This is a genomic window from Ottowia sp. (genome assembly GCF_035444425.1).
GTDB lineage: Bacteria > Pseudomonadota > Gammaproteobacteria > Burkholderiales > Burkholderiaceae_C > Ottowia.
In genome coordinates, this window is the sequence record NZ_DAOMOQ010000009.1 from 18,842 (window position 1) to 39,398 (window position 20,557).

Here is a 20,557-nt window from a genome sequence, read left to right on the forward strand (position 1 = left end):
AGCGTCCGTGCCCACCGGCCACGGGTGCGCGCAGCGGGATCGCGCCGGACTCAGCCGACGCGGCAGATCTTGAGCATGTTGGTGCCGCCCGGCGCGCCCATCGGCTCGCCGCAGGTGATGGCGTAGACGTCGCCGGTGCTGACCACGCCCTGGCGCTTGAGGTAGCTCTCGGCCTGCGCCAGCGCCTCGTCGCGGTGGGCGCTGGTGTCCATCAGCATCGGGCGCACGTTGCGGTACAGCGCCATCTTGCGCTGCGTGCCGATCTTCGGCGTCAGCGCGTAGATCGGGATGCGCACGCGGTGGCGGCTCATCCACAGCGCGGTCGAGCCCGAATCGGTCAGCGCCACGATCGCCTTGGCGCCCAGATGGTAGGCGGTGAACAGCGCGCCCATGGCGATCGACTGGTCGATGCGCTGGAACGCGGCGCCGCTGAAGTCGGCGTCGAGCTCGACCGGATCGTGCTCCTCGGCGGCCTCGCAGATCGAGGCCATCTCGCGCACGGTTTCCAGCGGAAACTTGCCGGCGGCGGTCTCGGCGCTCAGCATCACGGCGTCGGTGCCGTCGAGCACGGCATTGGCGACGTCGCTGACCTCGGCGCGCGTCGGCACCGGGTTGGTGATCATGCTTTCCATCATCTGGGTGGCGGTGATCACCAGCTTGTCGTTCTGCCGCGCCAGGCTGATCATCTTCTTCTGCAGCGCCGGCACGGCGGCGTTGCCGACCTCCACCGCCAGGTCGCCGCGCGCCACCATGATGCCATCGCTGGCGGCCAGGATCTCGGCGAGGCGCGGGATCGCCTCGGCGCGCTCGATCTTGGCGATCAGGTAGGGCTTGTGGCCGTGTTCGGCGCCGGCGACGGTGCACAGCTGGCGCGCCATTTCCATGTCGGTGGCGCTCTTGGGAAAGCTCACCGCCACGTAGTCGGCGCGCAGGGCCATGGCGGTCTTGATGTCCTCCATGTCCTTGCCGGTCAGTGCCGGCGCGGTCAGGCCGCCGCCCTGCTTGTTGATGCCCTTGTTGTTCGACAGCTCGCCGCCCAGCTTGACGACCGTGTGCACGGCCTCGCCGCGCACCTCGGTCACCGACAGCACGATCAGGCCATCGTTCAGCAGCAGCGTGTCGCCGGCCTTGACGTCGCGCGGCAGCGCCTTGTAGTCAAGCCCCACGCCGTGCACGTCGCCCGGCTCCTGGCGCGCCGCATCCAGTATGAAGGGCGCGCCGGGCTCCAGCATCACCCGGCCATCCTCGAACTTGCCGACCCGGATCTTCGGCCCCTGCAGGTCGGCCATGATGGCCACCTCGCGGCCGGCGCGCTCGGACGCCTCGCGCACCAGGCGCGCGCGCTCGACGTGGTCCTCCGCCTTGCCGTGGCTGAAGTTCAGGCGCACCACGTTGACGCCGGCGCGGATCATTTCCTCCAGCAGGGCGGGCTCGCTGGAGGCGGGGCCGAGGGTGGCGACGATCTTGGTGGCGCGGTGGGTCATGAGGCTCTTCGGATCGGGGTGGGCAGACAGATCGCCGAACATTCTGGCACGCGACCGCGACCGTCGCGTGTCAGCCGGCCCGCCGCAGTCCGGACGACCGCGTCAGCCGGCCGCGCGCTCCATCAGGATCTCGAAGGCCGGCAGCGTCTTGCCCTCCAGCACCTCCAGGAAGGCCCCGCCGCCAGTCGAGATGTAGCCCACCTGCTGCTCGATGCCGTACTTGGCAATCGCCGCCAGCGTGTCGCCGCCACCGGCGATGCTGAAGGCGCTGCTGTCGGCAATGGCCCGGGCAATCGTCTGGGTGCCGTGCTCGAACGGCGCCATCTCGAACACGCCCACCGGGCCGTTCCAGACGATGGTGCCGGCGGCTTTCAGCTGCGCGGCGAGTTTCTTCGCCGTCTCGGGGCCGATGTCCAGGATCATGTCGTCCGGCTGCACGTCCCCGGCCTGCTTCACCTCGGCCTGCGCGTCGGCCTTGAACTCCTTCGCCGTCACCACGTCGGTTGGGATCGGCACTTCGGCACCGCGCGCCTTCATGGCCTCGATGACAGCCTTGGCATCGCCCACCAGGTCGGCCTCGGCCAGGCTGTTGCCGATCGGCAGACCGGCGGCCAGCATGAAGGTGTTGGCGATGCCACCGCCGACGATGAGTTGATCGACCTTGGAGGCCAGTGACTGCAGGATGGTGAGTTTCGTGCTCACCTTGGAGCCGGCGACGATGGCCACCAGCGGTCGTTTCGGGTTCGCCAGGGCCTGGTTCAGCGCATCGATCTCGGCTGCTAGCAACGGGCCGGCGCAGGCCACCGGCGCGAAGCGGGCCATGCCGTGTGTGGTGGCCTCGGCGCGGTGTGCGGTGCCGAAGGCGTCATTCACGTAAATGTCGCAAAGCGCGGCCATCTTGCGTGAGAGTTGCTCGTCGTTCTTCTTCTCGCCTTTGTTGACGCGGCAGTTCTCGAGCAGGACGACCTCGCCGGGGGCGACCGAGACGCCATCGACCCAGTTGGAAACCAGCGGCACCTCGCGGCCGAGCAGTTCGCCCAGGCGCTTGGCGACGGGGGCGAGCGAATCCTCGGGTTTCAACTCGCCCTCGGTCGGGCGGCCCAGGTGCGAGGTGACCATCACGGCGGCGCCGGCGTCCAGTGCCATCCGGATGCAGGGCACGCTGGCGCGGATGCGGGTGTCCTCGGTGATGGCGCCGCTGTCGTTCGAGCCGCCGCCGGGCCGCTCCAAGGCGGCTGCGTCCCCCTCGGGGGGGCAGCCAAGCGTGGGGGACGACATGGGTACGTTCAGGTCGGCGCGGATGAAGACGCGTTGGCCCTTGACCTTGCCCTGGGCGCACAGATCGGTGAAACGCAGGATGTTCATGTCGCAGTTTGATCTCGGTGAATGAAGTGGCGCGCGGCGCACGCCACCGCGGCGGGGCGATCATTCTAAGAGCCGCTGCTTGCCGGCCGATGACGCGCGCTGGACCGTCGGACGGGTCCTGCGCCTGGGCGGCGCGGGCTCACCAGCCCAGCAGCACCCGCAAGGGCAAGTACACCGCCAGCCCGACGCCGATGGCGCCGACCAGGGCGAAACTCCAGTGGCGGCGCCAGAAGTAGAACCCCGCTGCTGCCAGCCCGCCCCAGGTGCGGGCATCGCGCAGCAGGTCGCCGAACACGCCGTCGGTCAGCACCAGGTCGGGTGCGATCACGGCCGTCAGGGCGGCGATCGGCGCGTACTGCAGGCCGCGCTGCGCCCAGTCGGGCAGGCGCCAGTCGCGCTCGCTGATGAAGAAGAAGCTGCGCGTAACGACCGAGATGGCCGTCATGCCAAGGATCACCAGCAGGGTCCAGCCGTCGACTTCATGCACGGGACAAACCCTCGTTCTGCACAAATTCATCTGCGGCGCCGCTGCCCGGGGGCAGCTCGGGGGCAGCCTGGCGGTCCGGATCCGTGCCGCCACCCTTATCCGGGGGCGCGGGAGGCTTGCGCAGCCGGGGCTCGATCGCCAGGCTGATCGCCACCGCCACCACGATGGCGGCGACGATGTTGAGCCGGTAGGGCAGGCCGAACAGCGCCACCGCGGCGGCGGCGGCGATCAGCGCCGACAGGGCGCGCATCTGGGTGGTGACCAGCGAGCAGGTCACCGCCAGCAAGGCCAGCGTGCCGGCGAACTCCAGCCCCCAGCGCTCCGGCAGTGCCGCGCCGAGGAACACGCCGGCCAGACCGAAGGTCTGCCAGAACGCCCAGTTGGTGCAATTGCCGCCCCACAGGTAGGCCATCTGCGCGCGCCGCTGGCGCTCGGTCTCGGCCGGCTTGGGAAAGCGCCGTGTGTAGAGCACGTAGGTGACGTCGCCGGTGAAGTAGCCCAGCCACAGGCGGCGCGCGCGTGGCAGGAACATGAGGTAGTCGCGCAGGTGCAGGCTGAACACCACGAAGCGCAGGTTGACGCAGAACGCCGCCGCCAGCACCACCCACAGCGGCGCGCCGGCGGCGATCAGCGGGATCGCGGCCAGCTGCGCACTGCCGGCGAACACCAGCAACGACATCAGCGCCGCCTCGGTCAGCGTCATGCCGCTCTTGACCATGGCCACGCCGGTCATGAAGGACCAGGCGGTGAGGCCGACCGAGATGCCCGACATCTCGCGCGCGCCGACCCAGAACAGCGGATGCCGCGCAGTATGGGCGAAGGATTCGATGCGGCCGGCGACCCAGTTGCCAAGGCGTCCGCTTGCCGTCAGGTCACCCTGCGGCTCGGGTGGCAGCGGCATGTTCATGGCGCCCTGCCCTCGGACTCATCGGCCGAGCCGAAGCGCTGGCCGGCGTGGATCGGAAAGCCGCGCAGGAAGTCGCGCACCGGCAGGCGCTTGCCGCCGGGGCGCTGCAGTTCGGTCGCGCACAGGACGCCCTGGCCGCAGGCGATTCGCACGCCGGCGTCGCTGACGGAAAGCACCTGCCCGGCCGACGCTTCCGGAGCCTGGGCGGTGTCATCGGCGCTGGCGCGCCAGAACTTGATGGTCTCGCCACCGAGCACGCTGCTGGCACCGGGGAAGGGATCGAAGGCACGGATGCGGCGCCCGATCACCGCCGCCGGCAACGACCAGTCGATCGCCGCCTCGTGCTTTTCGATCTTGTGTGCGTAGCTCACGCCCTCGGCCGGTTGCGGCGTGGATGGCAGGGCGCCGCGTGCGGCCAATTCCAGCGCTCCCAGCGCGCGCACGATCAGTCGTCCGCCCAGCGTGGCCAGTTGGTCGTGCAGCGTGGCGGTGCTGTCGCCCGGCGCGATCGGGATGCGATCGACCAGCAGCATGTCGCCGGTGTCCAGGCCGGCGTCCATCTGCATGATGGTGATGCCGGTGGCCTGGTCGCCGGCCTCGATGGCGCGGTGGATCGGCGCCGCGCCGCGCCAGCGCGGCAGCAGGGAGGCGTGGATATTCAGGCATCCGAGCCTTGGCAGGTCGAGTACCCAGGTCGGCAGGATCAGCCCGTACGCCGCGACCACCATCACCTCGGGCGCAGCTGCCAGCAGCGCCTCGCGTGCGGCGGCCGCGTCCTCGGGGTACTTGCCATCCAGGCGCAGGCTGCGCGGCTGGATGACTGGGATCTGGTGCGCCAGCGCGAACTGCTTGACCGGCGAGGCCTGCAGCTTCATGCCGCGCCCGGCCGGCCGGTCCGGCTGCGTCAGCACCAGCACGATCTCGTGACCGGCGGCGTGCAGCGCGTCCAGCGCGACACGGGCGAATTCGGGCGTGCCGGCGAAGGCGACTCTCATGCTGGCTTGGACAGGAGAGCGTGCGTCAGCGCACGTCGGGTGGATCGGGCAGGTCGGGCAGGTCCTCGTCGCCGTTCGACCAGCCGCGCACGATGCCGGCGCGGTCGATGTCGATGAACAGCAGGCGCCAGGTCGGACCGTCGAGGTAGCGCCAGACCCAGACGTCGCCCTCGAAACTGTGCACGCCCATGACGCGCGCCGGCCGACCGTACTCGCGCAGCACCTCGGTGCGGGTCCAGCGATCGGGCGCGATGCGCTGGCCGAACAGCGCCTCGCTCAGCGCCTGCTCGACGCGCAGCACGCGGCCCTGGGCGTCGAGGTCGATGTTGTGCACGGTCTGGCCGGCTGGCTGCATCGAGTACTGCAGGCGCTCGCCGCCACCCGGTGCCGGGTAGCGGCCGGTGGGCGCGCCCAGGGTCTGGATCACCTCGGCCGCCGACGTCCCGGGCGCGATGCTGCCCGGGCTGGCGCAGGCGGCAAGCACCGCCACCAGGCCGGCCAGCAGGCTGGCTCGCAAGATCCGCAGGACGCGCCGCGGCCCCGGCGGCGTCACAGGCGCTCCTGCGGGCGCGTGGCGGCCCGCAGATCCTCGCGCTCGGCTTTCAGCAGCTTGGTCTTGATGCGACCCTGCTTGAGCGGCGACAGGTATTCGACGAACACCTTGCCCATCAGGTGGTCCATCTCGTGCTGGATGCACACCGCCAGCAGATCCTCGGCCTCGATCTCGCGCAGGTTGCCGTGCTCGTCCAGCGCCCGCACGCGCACCGCGGCGGCGCGCTCGACGCCGTCGTAGATGCCGGGCACCGACAGGCAGCCTTCCTCACCCTTCACGCGCTCGTCGCTGGCCCAGAGCAGTTCGGGGTTGATCAGCACCAGCCGTTGGCTGCGCTCTTCCGACACATCCATCACGATCAGGCGTTCATGCACGTCCACCTGGGTGGCCGCCAGGCCGATGCCCTTGGCCTCGTACATGGTCGCGAACATGTCGTCGATCAGCGTGCGGATGCGCGCATCGACCGCCTGCACCGGCTTGGCCACCTTGTGCAGGCGCGGATCGGGATAGCGAAGAATGGGAAGCAGCGCCATGGCTCGGTATGTGGGGACTGTCGCTATTTTCTCCACTTCCGGCGCTCGGCGCAGGCGAAGGCGGCCATGGGCGTTGCCGGATGAAGGGCTTGAATGCAGAATGGCCGCTGACTTTATGTCGTCAAATGGGAGTTTCGGCAAAACAATGAAACACATGCTTACGAGCGCGCCGCGTCGTTGCGCCGGCGTCGTCGGTCTGTCGGCGCTGCTCCTGCTCGGCGCCACGCCGGTGCAGGCGCAACCGGCCCCCAAGTTTCCCGTCGCGTCCGGCCAGCGCACCACCGCGCAGCAGGTGGCGTCCCAGGGCGTGCCGCTGTCGGCGCTGGCGCCGAATGCGCCGGATGAATACACCGTGCGCCGCGGCGACACGCTGTGGGGCATCTCCGGCCTGTTCCTGCGTTCGCCCTGGCGCTGGCCCGAGCTGTGGGGCATGAACCTGGCCGACATCCGCAACCCGCACCTGATCTACCCCGGGCAGCGCCTGTTCCTGGAACGCGTCGGCGACCGCGCCCTGCTGCGCGCGCGCCGTGGCGTCGATGGCGCGCCCACCGAGACCGTGCGGGTGTCGCCGCGCAACCGCGTCGAGATGCTGGGCACCGGGCCGCTGCCGACGCTCGATCCGCGCCTGATCGAACCCTTCCTGGCCGAGCCACTGGTGGTCGATGACGACACCTTCCAGCGCGCGCCGCGCATCGTCGCGCTGGCGGACCAGAGCCGGGTGCTGGTGGCCAAGGGCGACCGTGCCTACGCGCGTGGCCCGGCCGATGCGCCGCTGCTCAAAGCGGCCGGGCTGCCGACCGACTTCCGCGTGTTCCGCACCGCCACGCCGCTGAAGGACCCGGTGAGCGGCGAGATCCTCGGCTACGAGGGGCAGTACGTCGGCCAGGCCGAACTGGCGCGCGGTGAAAGCGAGGCGCAGCAGGAGGTGCACGCGGTGCGCTACCAGCCGGCGCGCAGCCCGACCGCCGGCGAGCTCAGTCCCGAGCCGGCGTCCACCGAGCCGGAGCGGACCGTGATGCCGGTGCCGGCCACGGTCGACATCACGCGCAGCAAGGAGGAGATGCGGCCCGGCGACCGCCTGCTGCCCGAGCCGCCGCGCGAGTTCCGCAGCTACGTGCCGCATGCGCCGGACTCGCCGCTGGAGGCGCGTGTGGTGCTGGTGCATGGCAGTTCAGTGCGCTATGCCGGCCAGAACCAGATCGTGGTGATCAACAAGGGCCTGCGCGATGGCGTCGAGCACGGCCATGTGCTGACCCTGCTGTCGGCCGGTGCGCGCATGGTCGACAAGACCGACCAGGCGCGCACGCGCATCCAGTTGCCGGACGAGCGCAACGGCGTGGCCATGGTGTTTCGCCTGTTCGACCGCGTGGCCTACGCGCTGGTGATGGAAATCAGCCAGCCGGTGCAGGTGGGCGACAAGCTGGTCGGCCCGTATTGAGCGCCCCCGGCGCCGCAGCGCCGTCGGCGCGGAGCGCGCGCCGCGCTGTTAACCTGTGCGCCCATGGATCGTGACGAACTGGCCGGATGGCTGCGCCTGGCGCTGACACCCGGTGTGGGCAACGACGCCGCCCGGCGCCTGCTGGCCGCATTCGGCCTGCCGCAGGCCATCTTCGAGCAGAAGTCATCGGCCTGGCGGCAACTGGTGACGCCGGCGCAGGCCGAGGCGCTGGCGGTCGAGCCACCGGCGCTGCCGGCGCAGCTGCAGGCCACGCTCGACTGGCTCGCCGGCGCCGACGATGGTCTGGCGCGGCGGCTGGTGACCTTGGGCGACGCCGCCTACCCCGCCAGCCTGCTGGCGATGGCCGATCCGCCGCTGATGCTGTATCTGTCGGGCCAGCTCGGATCGATCGGCGACGGGCCGCACGCCGGGTGGCCCGCGCGCGTGCTGGCGATCGTCGGCAGCCGCAACCCGACGCCGCAGGGGGCGCAGAACGCGCGCCAGTTCGCCCGCTCGTTCAGCGCCGCCGGCCTGACGGTGGTCTCGGGGCTGGCGCTGGGCGTCGATGGCGCGGCGCACGAGGGTGCGCTGGATGGCGGTGATGTGGCGGCGGCCGGGCACCTGGCCACCATCGCGGTGATCGGCACCGGCATCGACCGCGTCTACCCGCGCCAGCACCTGGAACTGGCGCGCCGGATCGCGCGCCACGGCCTGATCGTCAGCGAATACCCGCTCGGCACGCCGCCGCTGGCCGCCAATTTTCCCAAGCGCAACCGGCTGATCGCCGGCCTGGCGCAGGGCACGCTGGTGGTCGAGGCGGCGCTGCAGTCGGGCTCGCTGATCACGGCGCGACTGGCTTCCGAGCAGGGCAAGGAGGTGTTCGCCATCCCCGGCTCGATCCACAGCCCGCAGTCGCGCGGCTGCCACGCGCTGATCCGCCAGGGCGCCAAGCTGGTCGAGACCGCGCAGGACGTGCTGGAGGAACTGCGCTGGCCAGTGCCACCCGACGATGCGCCGGCGCGCACGGGCGGTGACGGCCTGGGTGGCAGCGTGGTGTCGGGTGACGGCGCGCTGCTGCTGGAGGCGCTGGGCGCCGATCCGGTCAGCCTCGACGCGCTGCTGGCGCGCACCGGTCTGGACACCGCCACCTTGCAGGCGCGGCTGCTCGAACTGGAACTGGACGGGCAGGTCGGCCGGCTGCCGGGTGGGTTGTTCCAGCGCCTGGCGCTGGGTTAGGCCGGGCGCGTGGCCAAGCGGCTGGCGGCCGCGCCGTAGCCGGGCAAGCCGTGGCATCCGCGGCCCATGGATGCGCTATATTGACCCCATGTACGAAGTCCTCGTGTACGTGTACGAGCATTTCTGGGGCGGCAAGACCAGCCCCGACCGGGAACAACTGGGGCGCCGACTGCACAGAGCCGGCTTCGAGCGCGGCGAGATCCAGCAGGCGCTGCACTGGCTGGACGGGCTCGACAGCGCGGCGCAGGGCATCCGCCTGGCGCCAGCCGAGGGCGAGGCCACTGCCGAATCGGTGTCCATACCACCGACATGGGCCGCATCGCCCCTCAGTCGCCGCGTCTACAGCGCTCACGAGCTGGAACACCTGGGCGCCGAAGGCATCGCCTGCATCCACTTCCTCGAGAACGCCGGTGCGCTGGCGCCGGCCCTGCGCGAAGTCGTGATCGACCGCGCGCTGGCCGCGCCCGAGTCGCCGCTGGCGCTGGACGACCTGAAGATCATCATCATGATGGTCTACTGGCGCTTCGACGCCGACCCGGACGTGCTGGTGCTCGACGAGTTGTGCGACGACGCATCGCGCCGCATCGCGCACTGAAGCACGCCCAGCACAACGCCCGACAGCGGCTGCGCGGTCGGGCGTCTTGTAGTGGAGCGGGTCGGCGCCTTTGACCGATCAACCTCAGACCGGCAGCGCCACCAGCGGGTTGCCGAACATCGGGTCGTCCTTCTTCGAGGCCAGCGCCTTGGCCAGGTCTAGCCCCAGCGCCTTGGCTACCCCGGCGCCGTAGGCCGGATCGGCCGCGTTGCAGTTGCGGATGTGGCGGAACTTGATGAACTCGGGCGCGTCGCCCATGGCGCGGGCGGTGTTGCCGAACAGCGCCTCGCGCTGGCTCTCGTTCATCAGCATGAACAGCTTGGCCGGCTGCTCGAAGTAGTTGCTGTCGTCCTCGTGGTAGCTCCAGTGCTTCGCATCGCCGCTGATCTTCAGCGGCGGCTCCTCGAACTGGGCTTGAGCCTGCCACTGGCCGAAGCTGTTGGGCTCGTAGTGCGGCAGCCCGCCGTAGTTGCCGTCGACCCGGCCCTGGCCGTCGCGGTGGTTGCTGTGCACCGGGCAGCGCGCCTGGTTGACCGGGATCTGGTGGTAGTTGGCTCCCAGCCGGTAGCGCTGCGCGTCGGCGTAGTTGAACAGACGCGCCTGCAGCATGCGGTCGGGGCTGGCGCCGATGCCGGGCACCAGGTTGCTGGGCGCGAAGGCCACCTGCTCGACGTCGGCGTGGAAGTTTTCGGGGTTGCGGTTGAGCTCGAACTCGCCGACCTCGATCAGTGGGTAGTCGCCCTTGAACCAGACCTTGGTCAGGTCGAACGGGTGCTGGAAGTATTGCTCGGCCTCCAGTTCGGGCATGACCTGCACGTACATGGTCCACTTCGGGAAGTCGCCGCGCTCGATCGCCTCGTAGAGGTCCTTCTGGTGGCTTTCGCGGTCCTTGCCGACCAACTCGGCGGCCTCGGCGTCGGTCAGGTTCCTGATGCCCTGCTGGGTGCGGAAGTGCATCTTGACCCAGAAGCGCTCGCCATCCTGGTTCCAGAAGCTGTAGGTGTGCGAGCTGAAGCCGTGCATGTGGCGGTAGGTCGCCGGGATGCCGCGGTCGCTCATCACGATGGTGATTTGGTGCAGCGCCTCGGGGATCAGGGTCCACCAGTCCCAGTTGTTGGTGGCCGAGCGCAGGTTGGTGCGCGGGTCGCGCTTGACGGCCTTGTTGAGGTCGGGGAACTGGCGCGGGTCGCGGATGAAGAACACCGGCGTGTTGTTGCCGACCATGTCCCAGTTGCCTTCCTCGGTGTAGAACTTCAGCGCGAAGCCGCGGATGTCGCGCTCGGCATCGGCCGCGCCGCGCTCGCCGGCCACGGTGGTGAAGCGGGCGAACATCTCGGTCTGCTTGCCGACCTCACTGAAGATTCTCGCGCGCGTGTACCTGGTGATGTCCTTGGTCACCGTGAAGGTGCCGAAGGCGCCCGAGCCCTTGGCGTGCATGCGGCGCTCGGGGATGGTTTCGCGCACGAAGCCGGCCAGCTTCTCGTTCAGCCACACGTCCTGCGCCAGCAGCGGGCCGCGTGGGCCGGCGGTGAGGCTGTTGCGGTTGGTCGGCACCGGGGCGCCGAAATCGGTGGTGAGGTGGGTCACGGGGCACTTCTTGCTGTCGTCGTTCATCGCTTGTCCTTCCTAGGGTGGTTCAGGGAGTAGAGCCGCTGCGGGAGCGGACAGGGGCATGATAGAAAAAATTCTTTTGATAATCAAAAGCAATAGTTTCTATTGAGGCGATAGCCAGGCGTGAGGGGGTTCAGGCAGTGCGTGGCCATGGGTGCTGTGCCCAGCGTACCTGACGGCCGGTGGCATTGGCCAATGGGCCGCACGAGCGCAGATCAACCGGACTGCGTGCCGGTGCGTGACGTCAGTGCGGTATCACCGGCGCCTGCATCAGCGCCATGTCGGCGACGCGACGCGGCGTGCCGATGGGGGCACCGACCTGACCTTGCTGGATCGCCTGCAGGTCCAGCTCGCTCGGGTACAGGCCGGCCAGCCAGTAGTCCATCACGCGGCGCACCAGCGGGGCCGCGTGGGCGGCGCCGAAGCCGGCGTTCTCGACGATGGCGGCGACGGCGATCTTCGGTTCGTCGGCCGGAGCGAAGGCGATGTAGAGCGAATGGTCGCGTTGGTGTTCGGCCAGCCGGGCCGCGTTGTAGCGGCCTTTCTGGCTGATGCTGACCGCCTGCGCGGTGCCGGTCTTGCCGCCCGACAGGTAGGGCGCGTCGGCGAACACGCGGCGCGAGGTGCCCTCCAGCGTCACGCCGACCATGCCGCGCTTGACCGCGGCCACGTGCGCGGGTTTGTAGCCCAGGTTCTGTGCCGGCGTCGGCTCCACGTCATGCATCTGCAGCGTGACCGCGTCCTGCCGCGCCTTGACTAGGTGCGGGGTGTGGTGCACGCCGCCGGCGGCCACGGTGGCGGTGGCGCTGGCCAGCTGCAGCATGGTGAAGTTGTTGTAGCCCTGGCCGATGCCGAGCGAGATGGTCTCGCCGCCGTACCACTTCTGCTGCTCAGGGCGCTTGTAGGTCTTGCGCTTCCAGTCGGTGGAAGGCAGCACGCCGCGTGTCTCGCCGGGGATGTCGATGCCCGTGATCTGGCCGAAGCCGAGCGGCTTCATGAAGTCGTGGATGGCGTTCACGCCCATGTCGTTGGCCAGCATGTAGTAGTACACGTTGCTCGACTTGACGATGCTGCGGTGCAGGTTGACGGCGCCGAGCGCGTGCCCGGAGCGGAAGGTGTGGCCGGCGAAGGTCCAGGAGCCGCCGTCCATGATGGTGGTGTCGACGGTGCGCTTGCCGGTTTCCAGCGCCGCCAGCGCCATGAAGGGCTTGTAGGTGGACCCTGGTGGGTAGGTGCCGCGCAGCGCGCGGTTCAGCAGCGGCTTGTCGATCGATTCGTTCAGCGCCGCCCAGGTCTCGTGGTCGATGCCCTCGACGAACAGGTTGGGGTCGTAGCTGGGCTTGCTGACGAAGGCCAGCACCTCGCCGTTGCGCGGATCGAGCGCCACCAGCGCGCCGCGCCGCTCGCCGTACATGTCCTCGACCAGCTTCTGCAAGTTGATGTCGATCGACAGCCGCACCGAGTCGCCCGGCGTCGCCGGCTGGCTGTGCAGGCGGCGCACCGCATGGCCGCCGGCCGAGGTCTCCATCTGCTCGAAGCCGGTGGTGCCGTGCAGCACCCGCTCGTAGCCGTGCTCGACGCCGAGCTTGCCGATGTAGTCGGTGCCGCGGTAGTTGGCGGCGTCGTCGGAGTCCTCGATGCGCTCCTTTTCCTGCTGGTTGATGCGGCCGATGTAGCCGATCACGTGGGCGCCGGTTTCGCCCAGCGGGTAGGTGCGAAACAGCCGCGCCTTGATCTCCACGCCCGGAAAGCGGTAGCGCTGGGCGGCGAAGCGTGCCACCTCCTCGTCGCTCAGGCGGGTGCGGATCGGCAGCGACTCGAAGCTGCGGGTGTCCCGGCGCAGCCGCTCGAAGCGGCGCCGGTCGCGCGTCGTCACCTCGACCACCTGGCCGATGGCGTCGATGGTTTCCTCCAGCGCTCGCCCGGTGCGCGAGGGCGTGATCTCCAGTGTGTAGGCTTTGTAGTTGGTGGCCAGAACGACGCCGTTGCGGTCCAGGATCTCGCCGCGGTTGGGCACGATCGGCATCACCGCGGTGCGGTTGGTTTCGGCGCGTTCGGCCAGTTCCTCGTAGCGCAGCACCTGCAGGCTGTACAGCCGCCAGCCCAGCAGCCCGAAGCAGACCAGCACCAGCAGCCCGACCGCCAGCAGGCGCAGGCGAAAGCGCCTGAGCTCGGCTTCGACGTTGTGCAGTTCCTTCATGGTGCGGACAGGTTCACGGCACGGGGCAGGCGATCGCCATCACAGCGGCCGGTTGGCATCGGGATTGGGCGCGCGTCGCTGCGGCGCCAGCAGCAGCCAGCTGACGATGGGCCACAGCGCCACTTCAAGCAGCGGCGCCAGCAGCACCTGCCAGCCTGGGAACACGGCACCGCCGATCAGGCGCAGCACGATGGTAATGGCGTGCGCCAGCGCGAACAAGGGCAGCAGCTGCAGCGCCTGCGCCGGCACGCTGAACCACTGCACGCGCCGGTGCACCATGATGGCGAAATAGATCAGCACCGAATAGGCCAGCGCGTGCTGGCCCAGCAGCGAGGCCTGGTGCACGTCGAGCGCCAGGCCGAACAGGAAGGCCGCCGTCAGGCCGACGCGGCGCGGCTGATGGATGTTCCAGAACACCAGCACCACCGCCAGCAGGTCCGGCACCCAGACCAGGCGCCCGAGCGGCAGCAGGCCCAGCATCAGCGCCACCACCAGGCTGCCCCAGATGAAGCCCGGGCTGGCGGGTAGCAACAGGGCGCGGCCGCGCGGCAGGATCATGGGCGTGTCCTCCGACTAGCATCGGTCCGGCGTGCTGGCGCGGGGGCCGATGCGGCGGCGGATGCGGGGGCCGATGCAGCGGCGGATGCGGGGGCCGATGCAGCGGCGGGTGCGGGGGCCGATGCAGCGGCGGGTGCAGCGGTGGTGCTCGACGCCGGGGCCGAAGCCGGCGTGGCGGCCGCCATCGGCTGCGCGCCCTGCGCCGGCAGATCCTCGGCCGACGGCCGCGTCAACGGCGCCAGCACCATCACGTGCGTCACGCCCTGCCACTGTGCCAGCGGCTGGCACTGGATGCGCGCGAAACTGGTGTCGCTGCGGCGTTCCACGCTGGTGATCCGGGCCACTGGCAGGCCGGGCGCATAGACGCCATCGACGCCGCTGGTGACCAGCAGGTCGCCTTCGCGCACGTCCTCGGTGACCGACATGTAGCGCAGTTCCATCATGCCGCCACGCGGCGATGGGTCGCCGTAGGCGACGCTGCGGGTGCCGGTGCGCGCGTTCATGACCGGGATCACCTGGTCGCGGTCGATCAGCAGCGTGATCTCGCTGACGAAGGGGTAGACCCGCGTCACTTGGCCCAGGATGCCGGATTCGTCCATCACCGGCGAGCCCGGCTCGATGCCCTGCAACTGGCCCTTGCCGATCACCACGCGCCGGCTGTAGGGGTCGGTGGCGTCGTACAGCACCTGCGCCGCCGTGCCGGGCACCTGGACGCGCGCGCGCAAGTCCAGCAGCGCGCGCAGGCGGGCATTCTCCAGCAGCAGCTGCTCGACCTGGCCGGCGCGGCGCGACTGCTCGGTCAGCTTCAGGCGCGCCGCCTCCTCGGTCTTGTGGGCGGTCTTCAGCTCGGTCAGGTAGCCGGCCAGTTCGTGCACCATCTGCACCGGTTGCAGCGCCAGCCACTGTGCCGGGTACAGCACCGTCGCGATGGCCGCGCGCAGCGGCTGCACGACGTGGAAACGTGCGTCGGCCACCATCAGGAACAGCGCCAGCGCGCTGAAGAACAGTAGCCGCGACAGCGCCGACGGCCCCTGCTTGAACAGCGGCGGCGGGCTGCGGTCGAGCGTTTCGAGCGGCATGGCGTCAGTGCGGCGGGAACCAGGGTACTAGCAAAATCAGAGCATTATCCGCCGAACACGTGCGCCAGATGGCTGTTCTGCTTCAGCAGCGCCGCTGGCTCTCAGCGCAGGCTCCTTCAGCGCGGAGCGCGTCAAGGGGCTGCGCAGCAAGCCCGTTCAAAAGGCCGCGGAGCAGGCCATTCGGGAACGCCGTGGCCGGACCTGCGCCGGCCACCAGCGTTGTCCCCCCTCCGGGGGAAAGGCGCCGCAGGCGACTCAGGGGGGAGCCTATTCATTCGTGAAGATGCTGCCCAAGCGGTCCATGCGCTCCAGCGCCATGCCGCAGCCGCGCACCACGCAGGTCAGCGGCTCCTCGGCCACCAGCACCGGCAGGCCGGTTTCCTCGGCCAGCAGCCGTTCCAGGTCGCGCAGCAGCGCGCCGCCGCCGGTCAGCATCATGCCGCGCTCGGCGATGTCGGCGCCGAGCTCGGGCGGGGTTTCCTCCAGCGCCTTCTTGACCTCGGAGACGATGCTGTTGAGCGGCTCGGTCAGCGCCTCCAGCACCTCGTTGCTGCTGATGGTGAAGGCGCGCGGCACGCCTTCGGAGAGGTTGCGGCCCTTGACCTCCATCTCCTTGACCTCGCTGCCGGGGAAGGCGCTGCCGATGTGCTTCTTGATCGACTCCGCCGTCGGGTCGCCGATCAGCATGCCGTAGTTGCGGCGGATGTAGTTGATGATGGCGTCGTCGAACTTGTCGCCGCCGACGCGCGCCGAGCCCTTGTAGACCATGCCGCCGAGCGAGATCACGCCGACCTCGGTGGTGCCGCCGCCGATGTCCACCACCATCGAGCCGCTGGCCTCGGACACCGGCAGGCCGGCGCCGATGGCGGCGGCCATGGGCTCCTCGATCAGGTAGACCTCACTGGCGCCGGCGCCCAGGGCGGATTCGCGGATGGCGCGGCGCTCCACTTGCGTGGAGCCGCAGGGCACGCAGATGATGATGCGCGGGCTGGGCTTGAACAGGCCGCGCGGGTGCACCATCTTGATGAACTGCTTGAGCATCTGCTCGGTGACGGTGAAGTCGGCGATCACGCCGTCCTTCATGGGGCGGATGGCCTCGATGTTGCCCGGCACCTTGCCCAGCATGGCCTTGGCCTCGCTGCCCACCGCCTGGATGGTCTTCTTGCCCTGCGGGCCGCCTTCGTGGCGGATGGCGACCACCGAGGGCTCGTCGAGCACGATGCCCTTGTCGCGGACGTAAATCAGGGTGTTGGCGGTGCCCAGGTCGATGGCCAGGTCGGTGGAAAAGTACCGACGGAGAGCTCCAAACATGAAATACCCTTCTGGGCTGCCGGCCAGCACCAGACGCCGGCAACCGTTGATTCAATGCGAAATGAGCGTGATTTGGCGCCAATATCGGCCAATTCGGGGCCGTTGCGCCAAAGGTCGGATAATAACGCATCGCCGCCCGGCGTCCCTGCGGCGACGGCGGCGCAACACCCCATCGATCCCCGACATTCCGTGCCTTTTTCATGGCCCTGACACCTGACGACATCAGCCATATCGCGCACCTGGCGCGACTTGAGCTGACTACCGAACAAAGTGAGCGCATGCTCACGCAATTGAACGATTTCTTTGCCATCGCCCAGGCGATACAGGCCGAGGACACCACCGGCGTGCAGCCGCTGGCGCACCCGCTGGCCGCCATCCAGGACGTGCAGCTGCGTCTGCGCGACGACGTGGTGAGCGAGCCCGACCGCCGCGCCGCCTACCAGCAGGGCGCGCCGGCGGTCGAGGACGGCCTGTTCCTGGTGCCGAGGGTGATCGAATGAGCGCGCTGCATGATCTCACCGTGGCCGAGCTGGCCAGCCGCCTGCGTGGACGGCAGGTGTCGGCGCTGGAGCTGGCGCGGCACCTGCTGGCGCGCAGCCAGGCCCATGCCGGGCTGGGCGCCTTTCTGGCGCAGGACGAGGCGGTGACGCTGGCGCAGGCGCGCGCCGCCGATGCCCGGCTGGCAAGCGGCGATGCGCCGCTGCTGACGGGCGTGCCGGTGGCGCACAAGGACGTGTTCGTCACCACCGACTTTCCCACCACCGCCGGCTCGCGCATGCTGGCCGGCTACCGCTCGCCGTTCGAGAGCACGGTGACGGCCAGGCTGGCCGAGGCCGGCATGGTGTGCCTGGGCAAGCTCAGTTGCGACGAGTTCGCCATGGGCTCATCCAACGAGAACTCGGCCTTCGGACCGGTCAAGAACCCCTGGGATCCATCGCGCGTGCCGGGCGGCTCCTCGGGCGGCAGCGCCGCCGCCGTGGCCGCGCGCCTGACGCCGGCGGCCACCGGCTCGGACACCGGCGGCTCGATCCGCCAGCCGGCCAGCTTCTGCGGCCTCACGGGCATCAAGCCGACCTACGGGCGCGTGTCGCGCCACGGCATGATTGCCTTTGCCTCCAGCTTCGACCAGGCGGGCGTGATGGCGCGCAGCGCCGAGGACTGCGCGCTGCTGCTCTCGGCCATGAGCGGCGCCGATGTCGATCGCGACTCGACCTCGCTCGATTTGCCGGCCGAGGACTTCACGCGCGGCCTGCACGACTCGATCGACGGCCTGCGCATCGGCATCCCGCAGGAGTTCTTCGGCGATGGCCTGGCGGCCGACGTGCGCGCGGCGCTGGACGGCGCGCTGGCCGAGCTGTGCAAGCTGGGCGCCCGGCTGGTGGACATCCGCCTGCCACGCACCGAGCTGTCGATCCCGGTCTACTACATCCTCACCCCGGCCGAGGCCAGCACCAACCTGAGCCGCTTCGACGGCGTGCGCTACGGCCACCGAGCGCGCGAGCACGTCGATCTGGAGGACATGTACAAGAAGAGCCGCAGCCAGGGCTTTGGCGAGGAAGTGCAGCGCCGCATCGTCATCGGCACCTACGTGCTGTCGCATGGCTACTACGACGCCTACTACGTGCAGGCGCAGAAGCTGCGCCGCATGATCGCCGACGACCTGCAGCGCGCCTTCGGCGAGTGCGATGTCATCGCCGGCCCGGTGTCGCCCGGCGTGGCCTGGCCGCTGGGCACGCACAGCGCCGATCCGGTGGCGGCCTACCTGGCCGACATCTACACGCTGACCGCCTCGATGGCCGGCCTGCCGGCCATGAGCGTGCCGGCCGGCCTTGGCGCCAGCGGGCTGCCGGTCGGCCTGCAGCTGATCGGCAACTACCTGCGGGAAGGCCGCCTGCTGAACGTGGCGCACCGCCTGCAGCAGGCCAGCGACTGGCACACCCGCAAGCCCCAAGGGTACTGACGAGGGGCCACACACACCATGAGCACATTGATTCAGGGCTACGAGGTCGTCATCGGCTTCGAGACGCACGCCCAGTTGCAGACCAAAAGCAAGCTGTTCAGCCGCGCCGCCACCGCGTTTGGCGCCGCGCCCAACACACAGGCCAGCGCGGTCGACCTGGCGCTGCCCGGCACGCTGCCGGTGATGAACCGCGAGGCCGTGCGCTGCGCCATCCGGCTGGGCCTGGCGCTGGGCTCGCGCATCGCGTCGCGCAGCGTGTTCGACCGCAAGAACTACTTCTACCCCGACCTGCCCAAGGGCTACCAGATCAGCCAGTTCGAGCAGCCGGTGGTGCAGGGCGGCGAGGTGTCGTTCTTCGTCGGCGACGAGAAGAAGACCGTGCGCCTGGTGCGCGCCCACCTGGAAGAAGACGCCGGCAAGTCGCTGCACGAGGACTTCCACGGCATGAGCGGGATCGATTTGAACCGCGCCGGCACGCCGCTGCTGGAGATCGTCACCGAGCCCGACATGCGCAGCAGCGCCGAGGCCGTGGCCTACGCGAAGGAGCTGCACAAGATCGTCACCTGGATCGGCGTGTGCGACGGCAACATGCAGGAAGGGAGCTTTCGCTGCGACGCCAACGTCAGCGTGCGCAAGCCCGGCCAGCCGCTGGGCACGCGGCGCGAGATCAAGAACCTGAACAGCTTCAAGTTCATGCAGCAGGCGATCGACTACGAGATCCGCTGGCAGATCGAGCAGCTGGAAGACGGCCACGCCATTCAGCAGGCCACCGTGCTGTTCGACCCCGACAGCGGCGAAACCCGCGCCATGCGCAGCAAGGAAGATTCGGCCGACTACCGCTACTTCCCCGACCCCGACCTACCGCCGCTCTGCATTTCAGAGCAATGGATAGCCGAGACGCGGGCGCAGATGCCCGAGTTGCCGCGCGCCATGGCGGAGCGCTTCGTGCGCGACTACGGCCTGCCCGAGTACGACGCCACCACGCTGACGCAGTCGCCGGCCATGGCCGCCTATTTCGAGCAGGCAGCCCAGGCCAGCGGTCAGCCCAAGCTGGCCAGCAACTGGATCATGGGCGAGATTTCCCGGCGTCTGAACGCCGAGGAGATCGGCATCGAAGCCAGCAAGGTGTCGGTGGCGCAACTGACGGCGCTGATCGGGCGCATCCAGGACGGCACCATCAGCAACAACGCGGCGCGCCAGGTGTTCGATATCCTGTGGAGCGGCGAAGCCAGTGAGGTCGATGCCGTGATCGAGGCCAAGGGCCTCAAGCAGATGAGCGACACGGGGGCGCTGGAGAAAATCGTCGACGAGGTGATCGCCGCCAACCCGGACAACGTGGCGCAGTTCAGGGCCGGCAAGGACAAGGCCTTCAACGCGCTGGTCGGCCAGGTGATGAAGGCCAGCAAGGGCAAGGCCAACCCGGTGCAGGTGAACGAGCTGCTGCGCGCCAGGCTCGCCGGCTGACACCGCGCGGGAGCGGCCGTGCGTGCACGTTCGGACGCGCGGCCTGTTTGACGTCGCTTACTTGACGCCGATATCGACGTCGTAATCGACGCCGTAGCGCGTGCGGTAGTCGGACACGGCGGCCAGGTGCCGCGAGAAGTCGGCGGTCGTCTGCAGGAAGCCCAGCAAATCAGCCAGCTTGGCGATGGCGCAGACCTGCAGGCCCAGTGTTTCGCGGACATATTGCACCGCCGACCAGGCGACGTCGCGGCCGTTTTCCGTCGCCTTTTCCTGCCGGTCGAGGGCGATCGCCACCGCATGCGGCGTGGCGCCGGCGGCCTTGATCAAGGCGATCGACTCACGCACCGCGGTGCCGGCCGAGATCACGTCGTCGACGATCAGCACACGCCCGACCAGCGGTGCGCCGACCAGCATGCCGCCCTCGCCGTGGTCCTTGGCCTCCTTGCGGTTGTAGGCGAACGGCTTGTTCACGCCCAGCCGCGCCAACTCCACCGCCACGGCGGCGCCGAGTGGAATGCCCTTGTAGGCGGGACCGAAGATGAGGTCGAACTCCAACCCCGAGGCCACCAGCGCGCGCGCATAGAATTGCGCCAACCGGCCGAGCTTGGCGCCATCGTCGAACAGGCCGGCGTTGAAGAAGTAGGGCGACATGCGCCCGGCCTTGGTCCTGAATTCGCCGAAGCGCAGCACGCCGCTTTCGATCGCGAATTGCACGAATTCCCGCGCCAGCGCGTCCTGATCGCCGCTGGCCGCCCGTGGTCCGTTCATTGGAGAAACCCCC

At 69.4% G+C, this 20,557-nt stretch carries 19 protein-coding genes; 6 read left to right on the forward strand and 13 right to left on the reverse strand.

Annotation, left to right across the window (positions count from 1 at the left end):
* Window positions 1–50: 50 nt before the first annotated feature.
* The 7 genes from pyk to def all read right to left on the reverse strand — a co-directional run bounded on the left by pyk (window position 51) and on the right by def (window position 6,324).
* The gene (gene pyk, locus PK606_RS05425) at window positions 51–1,484 is read right to left on the reverse strand and encodes a pyruvate kinase (protein WP_324561499.1); all 1,434 of its coding nucleotides are present in this window, start codon (window positions 1,482–1,484) and stop codon (window positions 51–53) included.
* A gap of 102 nt (window positions 1,485–1,586) precedes the next feature.
* The gene (locus PK606_RS05430; protein ID WP_324561501.1) at window positions 1,587–2,849 is read right to left on the reverse strand and encodes a phosphoglycerate kinase; all 1,263 of its coding nucleotides are present in this window, start codon (window positions 2,847–2,849) and stop codon (window positions 1,587–1,589) included.
* Between the two features lie 139 nt (window positions 2,850–2,988).
* Entirely contained in the window at window positions 2,989–3,336 is a 348-nt protein-coding gene (locus PK606_RS05435; protein ID WP_324561503.1) for an AzlD domain-containing protein, read from the reverse strand.
* Complete coding sequence (locus PK606_RS05440) at window positions 3,329–4,108, reverse strand: AzlC family ABC transporter permease (RefSeq protein ID WP_324561652.1); 780 nt, start codon at window positions 4,106–4,108, stop codon at window positions 3,329–3,331. The genes PK606_RS05435 and PK606_RS05440 overlap by 8 nt, the downstream gene beginning before the upstream one ends.
* 131 nt (window positions 4,109–4,239) lie before the next feature.
* On the reverse strand, window positions 4,240–5,238 hold the full coding sequence (fmt, locus tag PK606_RS05445) for a methionyl-tRNA formyltransferase (protein ID WP_324561505.1): 999 nt from the start codon (window positions 5,236–5,238) through the stop codon (window positions 4,240–4,242).
* 25 nt (window positions 5,239–5,263) lie between these two features.
* A complete protein-coding gene (locus PK606_RS05450) occupies window positions 5,264–5,755 on the reverse strand; it encodes a hypothetical protein (protein WP_324561507.1) in 492 nt (163 codons plus the stop codon).
* Between the two features lie 32 nt (window positions 5,756–5,787).
* A complete protein-coding gene (gene def / locus PK606_RS05455) occupies window positions 5,788–6,324 on the reverse strand; it encodes a peptide deformylase (protein WP_324561509.1) in 537 nt (178 codons plus the stop codon).
* 154 nt (window positions 6,325–6,478) lie between these two features.
* Here def and PK606_RS05460 point away from each other — a divergent pair, with 154 nt between their 5' ends.
* The 3 genes from PK606_RS05460 to PK606_RS05470 all read left to right on the forward strand — a co-directional run bounded on the left by PK606_RS05460 (window position 6,479) and on the right by PK606_RS05470 (window position 9,593).
* Entirely contained in the window at window positions 6,479–7,762 is a 1,284-nt protein-coding gene (locus tag PK606_RS05460; protein WP_324561511.1) for a LysM peptidoglycan-binding domain-containing protein, read from the forward strand.
* A gap of 63 nt (window positions 7,763–7,825) precedes the next feature.
* The gene (gene dprA / locus PK606_RS05465; protein WP_324561513.1) at window positions 7,826–8,998 is read left to right on the forward strand and encodes a DNA-processing protein DprA; all 1,173 of its coding nucleotides are present in this window, start codon (window positions 7,826–7,828) and stop codon (window positions 8,996–8,998) included.
* An 88-nt stretch (window positions 8,999–9,086) separates the two neighbouring features.
* Window positions 9,087–9,593: a Smg family protein gene (locus PK606_RS05470; RefSeq protein WP_324561515.1), complete on the forward strand. Its 507-nt coding sequence runs from the start codon at window positions 9,087–9,089 to the stop codon at window positions 9,591–9,593.
* An 84-nt stretch (window positions 9,594–9,677) separates the two neighbouring features.
* Here the strand turns inward: PK606_RS05470 and PK606_RS05475 are convergent, their stop codons facing one another.
* The 5 genes from PK606_RS05475 to PK606_RS05495 all read right to left on the reverse strand — a co-directional run bounded on the left by PK606_RS05475 (window position 9,678) and on the right by PK606_RS05495 (window position 16,352).
* Window positions 9,678–11,207 carry a catalase gene (locus PK606_RS05475; RefSeq protein WP_324561517.1) on the reverse strand — a complete coding sequence of 510 codons (1,530 nt, stop codon included), beginning with the start codon at window positions 11,205–11,207 and terminating at the stop codon, window positions 9,678–9,680.
* Window positions 11,208–11,448: 241 nt separating this feature from the next.
* Window positions 11,449–13,404 carry a penicillin-binding protein 2 gene (mrdA, locus tag PK606_RS05480; RefSeq protein ID WP_324561519.1) on the reverse strand — a complete coding sequence of 652 codons (1,956 nt, stop codon included), beginning with the start codon at window positions 13,402–13,404 and terminating at the stop codon, window positions 11,449–11,451.
* A gap of 39 nt (window positions 13,405–13,443) precedes the next feature.
* A complete protein-coding gene (mreD, locus tag PK606_RS05485) occupies window positions 13,444–13,962 on the reverse strand; it encodes a rod shape-determining protein MreD (RefSeq protein WP_324561521.1) in 519 nt (172 codons plus the stop codon).
* A complete protein-coding gene (mreC, locus tag PK606_RS05490) occupies window positions 13,959–15,041 on the reverse strand; it encodes a rod shape-determining protein MreC (RefSeq protein WP_324561523.1) in 1,083 nt (360 codons plus the stop codon). The genes mreD and mreC overlap by 4 nt, the downstream gene beginning before the upstream one ends.
* A gap of 267 nt (window positions 15,042–15,308) precedes the next feature.
* Window positions 15,309–16,352: a rod shape-determining protein gene (locus PK606_RS05495; RefSeq protein ID WP_324561525.1), complete on the reverse strand. Its 1,044-nt coding sequence runs from the start codon at window positions 16,350–16,352 to the stop codon at window positions 15,309–15,311.
* A gap of 200 nt (window positions 16,353–16,552) precedes the next feature.
* Between PK606_RS05495 and gatC the strand changes: the two genes are divergently transcribed.
* From gatC to gatB, 3 genes are read left to right on the forward strand one after another with little or no spacing between them, the layout of a single operon-like run.
* Window positions 16,553–16,852, forward strand: coding sequence for an Asp-tRNA(Asn)/Glu-tRNA(Gln) amidotransferase subunit GatC (gatC, locus tag PK606_RS05500; protein ID WP_324561526.1), 300 nt, complete (start codon window positions 16,553–16,555; stop codon window positions 16,850–16,852).
* Window positions 16,849–18,312: an Asp-tRNA(Asn)/Glu-tRNA(Gln) amidotransferase subunit GatA gene (gene gatA, locus PK606_RS05505; protein WP_324561528.1), complete on the forward strand. Its 1,464-nt coding sequence runs from the start codon at window positions 16,849–16,851 to the stop codon at window positions 18,310–18,312. Before gatC ends, gatA begins: the two co-directional genes overlap by 4 nt.
* An 18-nt stretch (window positions 18,313–18,330) precedes the next feature.
* A complete protein-coding gene (gene gatB, locus PK606_RS05510) occupies window positions 18,331–19,776 on the forward strand; it encodes an Asp-tRNA(Asn)/Glu-tRNA(Gln) amidotransferase subunit GatB (RefSeq protein WP_324561530.1) in 1,446 nt (481 codons plus the stop codon).
* Between the two features lie 57 nt (window positions 19,777–19,833).
* Here the strand turns inward: gatB and pyrE are convergent, their stop codons facing one another.
* On the reverse strand, window positions 19,834–20,544 hold the full coding sequence (pyrE, locus tag PK606_RS05515) for an orotate phosphoribosyltransferase (protein ID WP_324561532.1): 711 nt from the start codon (window positions 20,542–20,544) through the stop codon (window positions 19,834–19,836).
* Between the last annotated feature and the right edge of the window lie 13 nt (window positions 20,545–20,557).

What these genes read in the sequence shown, in the direction of transcription:
- mrdA (WP_324561519.1), bottom strand. Translation starts at nt 13,404, where the DNA reads ATGAAGGAACTGCACAACGTCGAAGCCGAGCTCAGGCGCTTTCGCCTG.
- PK606_RS05470 (WP_324561515.1), top strand. Translation starts at nt 9,087, where the DNA reads ATGTACGAAGTCCTCGTGTACGTGTACGAGCATTTCTGGGGCGGCAAG.
- mreC (WP_324561523.1), bottom strand. Translation starts at nt 15,041, where the DNA reads ATGCCGCTCGAAACGCTCGACCGCAGCCCGCCGCCGCTGTTCAAGCAG.
- def (WP_324561509.1), bottom strand. Translation starts at nt 6,324, where the DNA reads ATGGCGCTGCTTCCCATTCTTCGCTATCCCGATCCGCGCCTGCACAAG.
- mreD (WP_324561521.1), bottom strand. Translation starts at nt 13,962, where the DNA reads ATGATCCTGCCGCGCGGCCGCGCCCTGTTGCTACCCGCCAGCCCGGGC.
- gatC (WP_324561526.1), top strand. Translation starts at nt 16,553, where the DNA reads ATGGCCCTGACACCTGACGACATCAGCCATATCGCGCACCTGGCGCGA.
- PK606_RS05475 (WP_324561517.1), bottom strand. Translation starts at nt 11,207, where the DNA reads ATGAACGACGACAGCAAGAAGTGCCCCGTGACCCACCTCACCACCGAT.
- PK606_RS05495 (WP_324561525.1), bottom strand. Translation starts at nt 16,352, where the DNA reads ATGTTTGGAGCTCTCCGTCGGTACTTTTCCACCGACCTGGCCATCGAC.
- gatB (WP_324561530.1), top strand. Translation starts at nt 18,331, where the DNA reads ATGAGCACATTGATTCAGGGCTACGAGGTCGTCATCGGCTTCGAGACG.
- dprA (WP_324561513.1), top strand. Translation starts at nt 7,826, where the DNA reads ATGGATCGTGACGAACTGGCCGGATGGCTGCGCCTGGCGCTGACACCC.
- gatA (WP_324561528.1), top strand. Translation starts at nt 16,849, where the DNA reads ATGAGCGCGCTGCATGATCTCACCGTGGCCGAGCTGGCCAGCCGCCTG.
- pyk (WP_324561499.1), bottom strand. Translation starts at nt 1,484, where the DNA reads ATGACCCACCGCGCCACCAAGATCGTCGCCACCCTCGGCCCCGCCTCC.
- PK606_RS05460 (WP_324561511.1), top strand. Translation starts at nt 6,479, where the DNA reads ATGCTTACGAGCGCGCCGCGTCGTTGCGCCGGCGTCGTCGGTCTGTCG.
- PK606_RS05440 (WP_324561652.1), bottom strand. Translation starts at nt 4,108, where the DNA reads ATGTCGGGCATCTCGGTCGGCCTCACCGCCTGGTCCTTCATGACCGGC.
- PK606_RS05430 (WP_324561501.1), bottom strand. Translation starts at nt 2,849, where the DNA reads ATGAACATCCTGCGTTTCACCGATCTGTGCGCCCAGGGCAAGGTCAAG.
- pyrE (WP_324561532.1), bottom strand. Translation starts at nt 20,544, where the DNA reads ATGAACGGACCACGGGCGGCCAGCGGCGATCAGGACGCGCTGGCGCGG.
- fmt (WP_324561505.1), bottom strand. Translation starts at nt 5,238, where the DNA reads ATGAGAGTCGCCTTCGCCGGCACGCCCGAATTCGCCCGTGTCGCGCTG.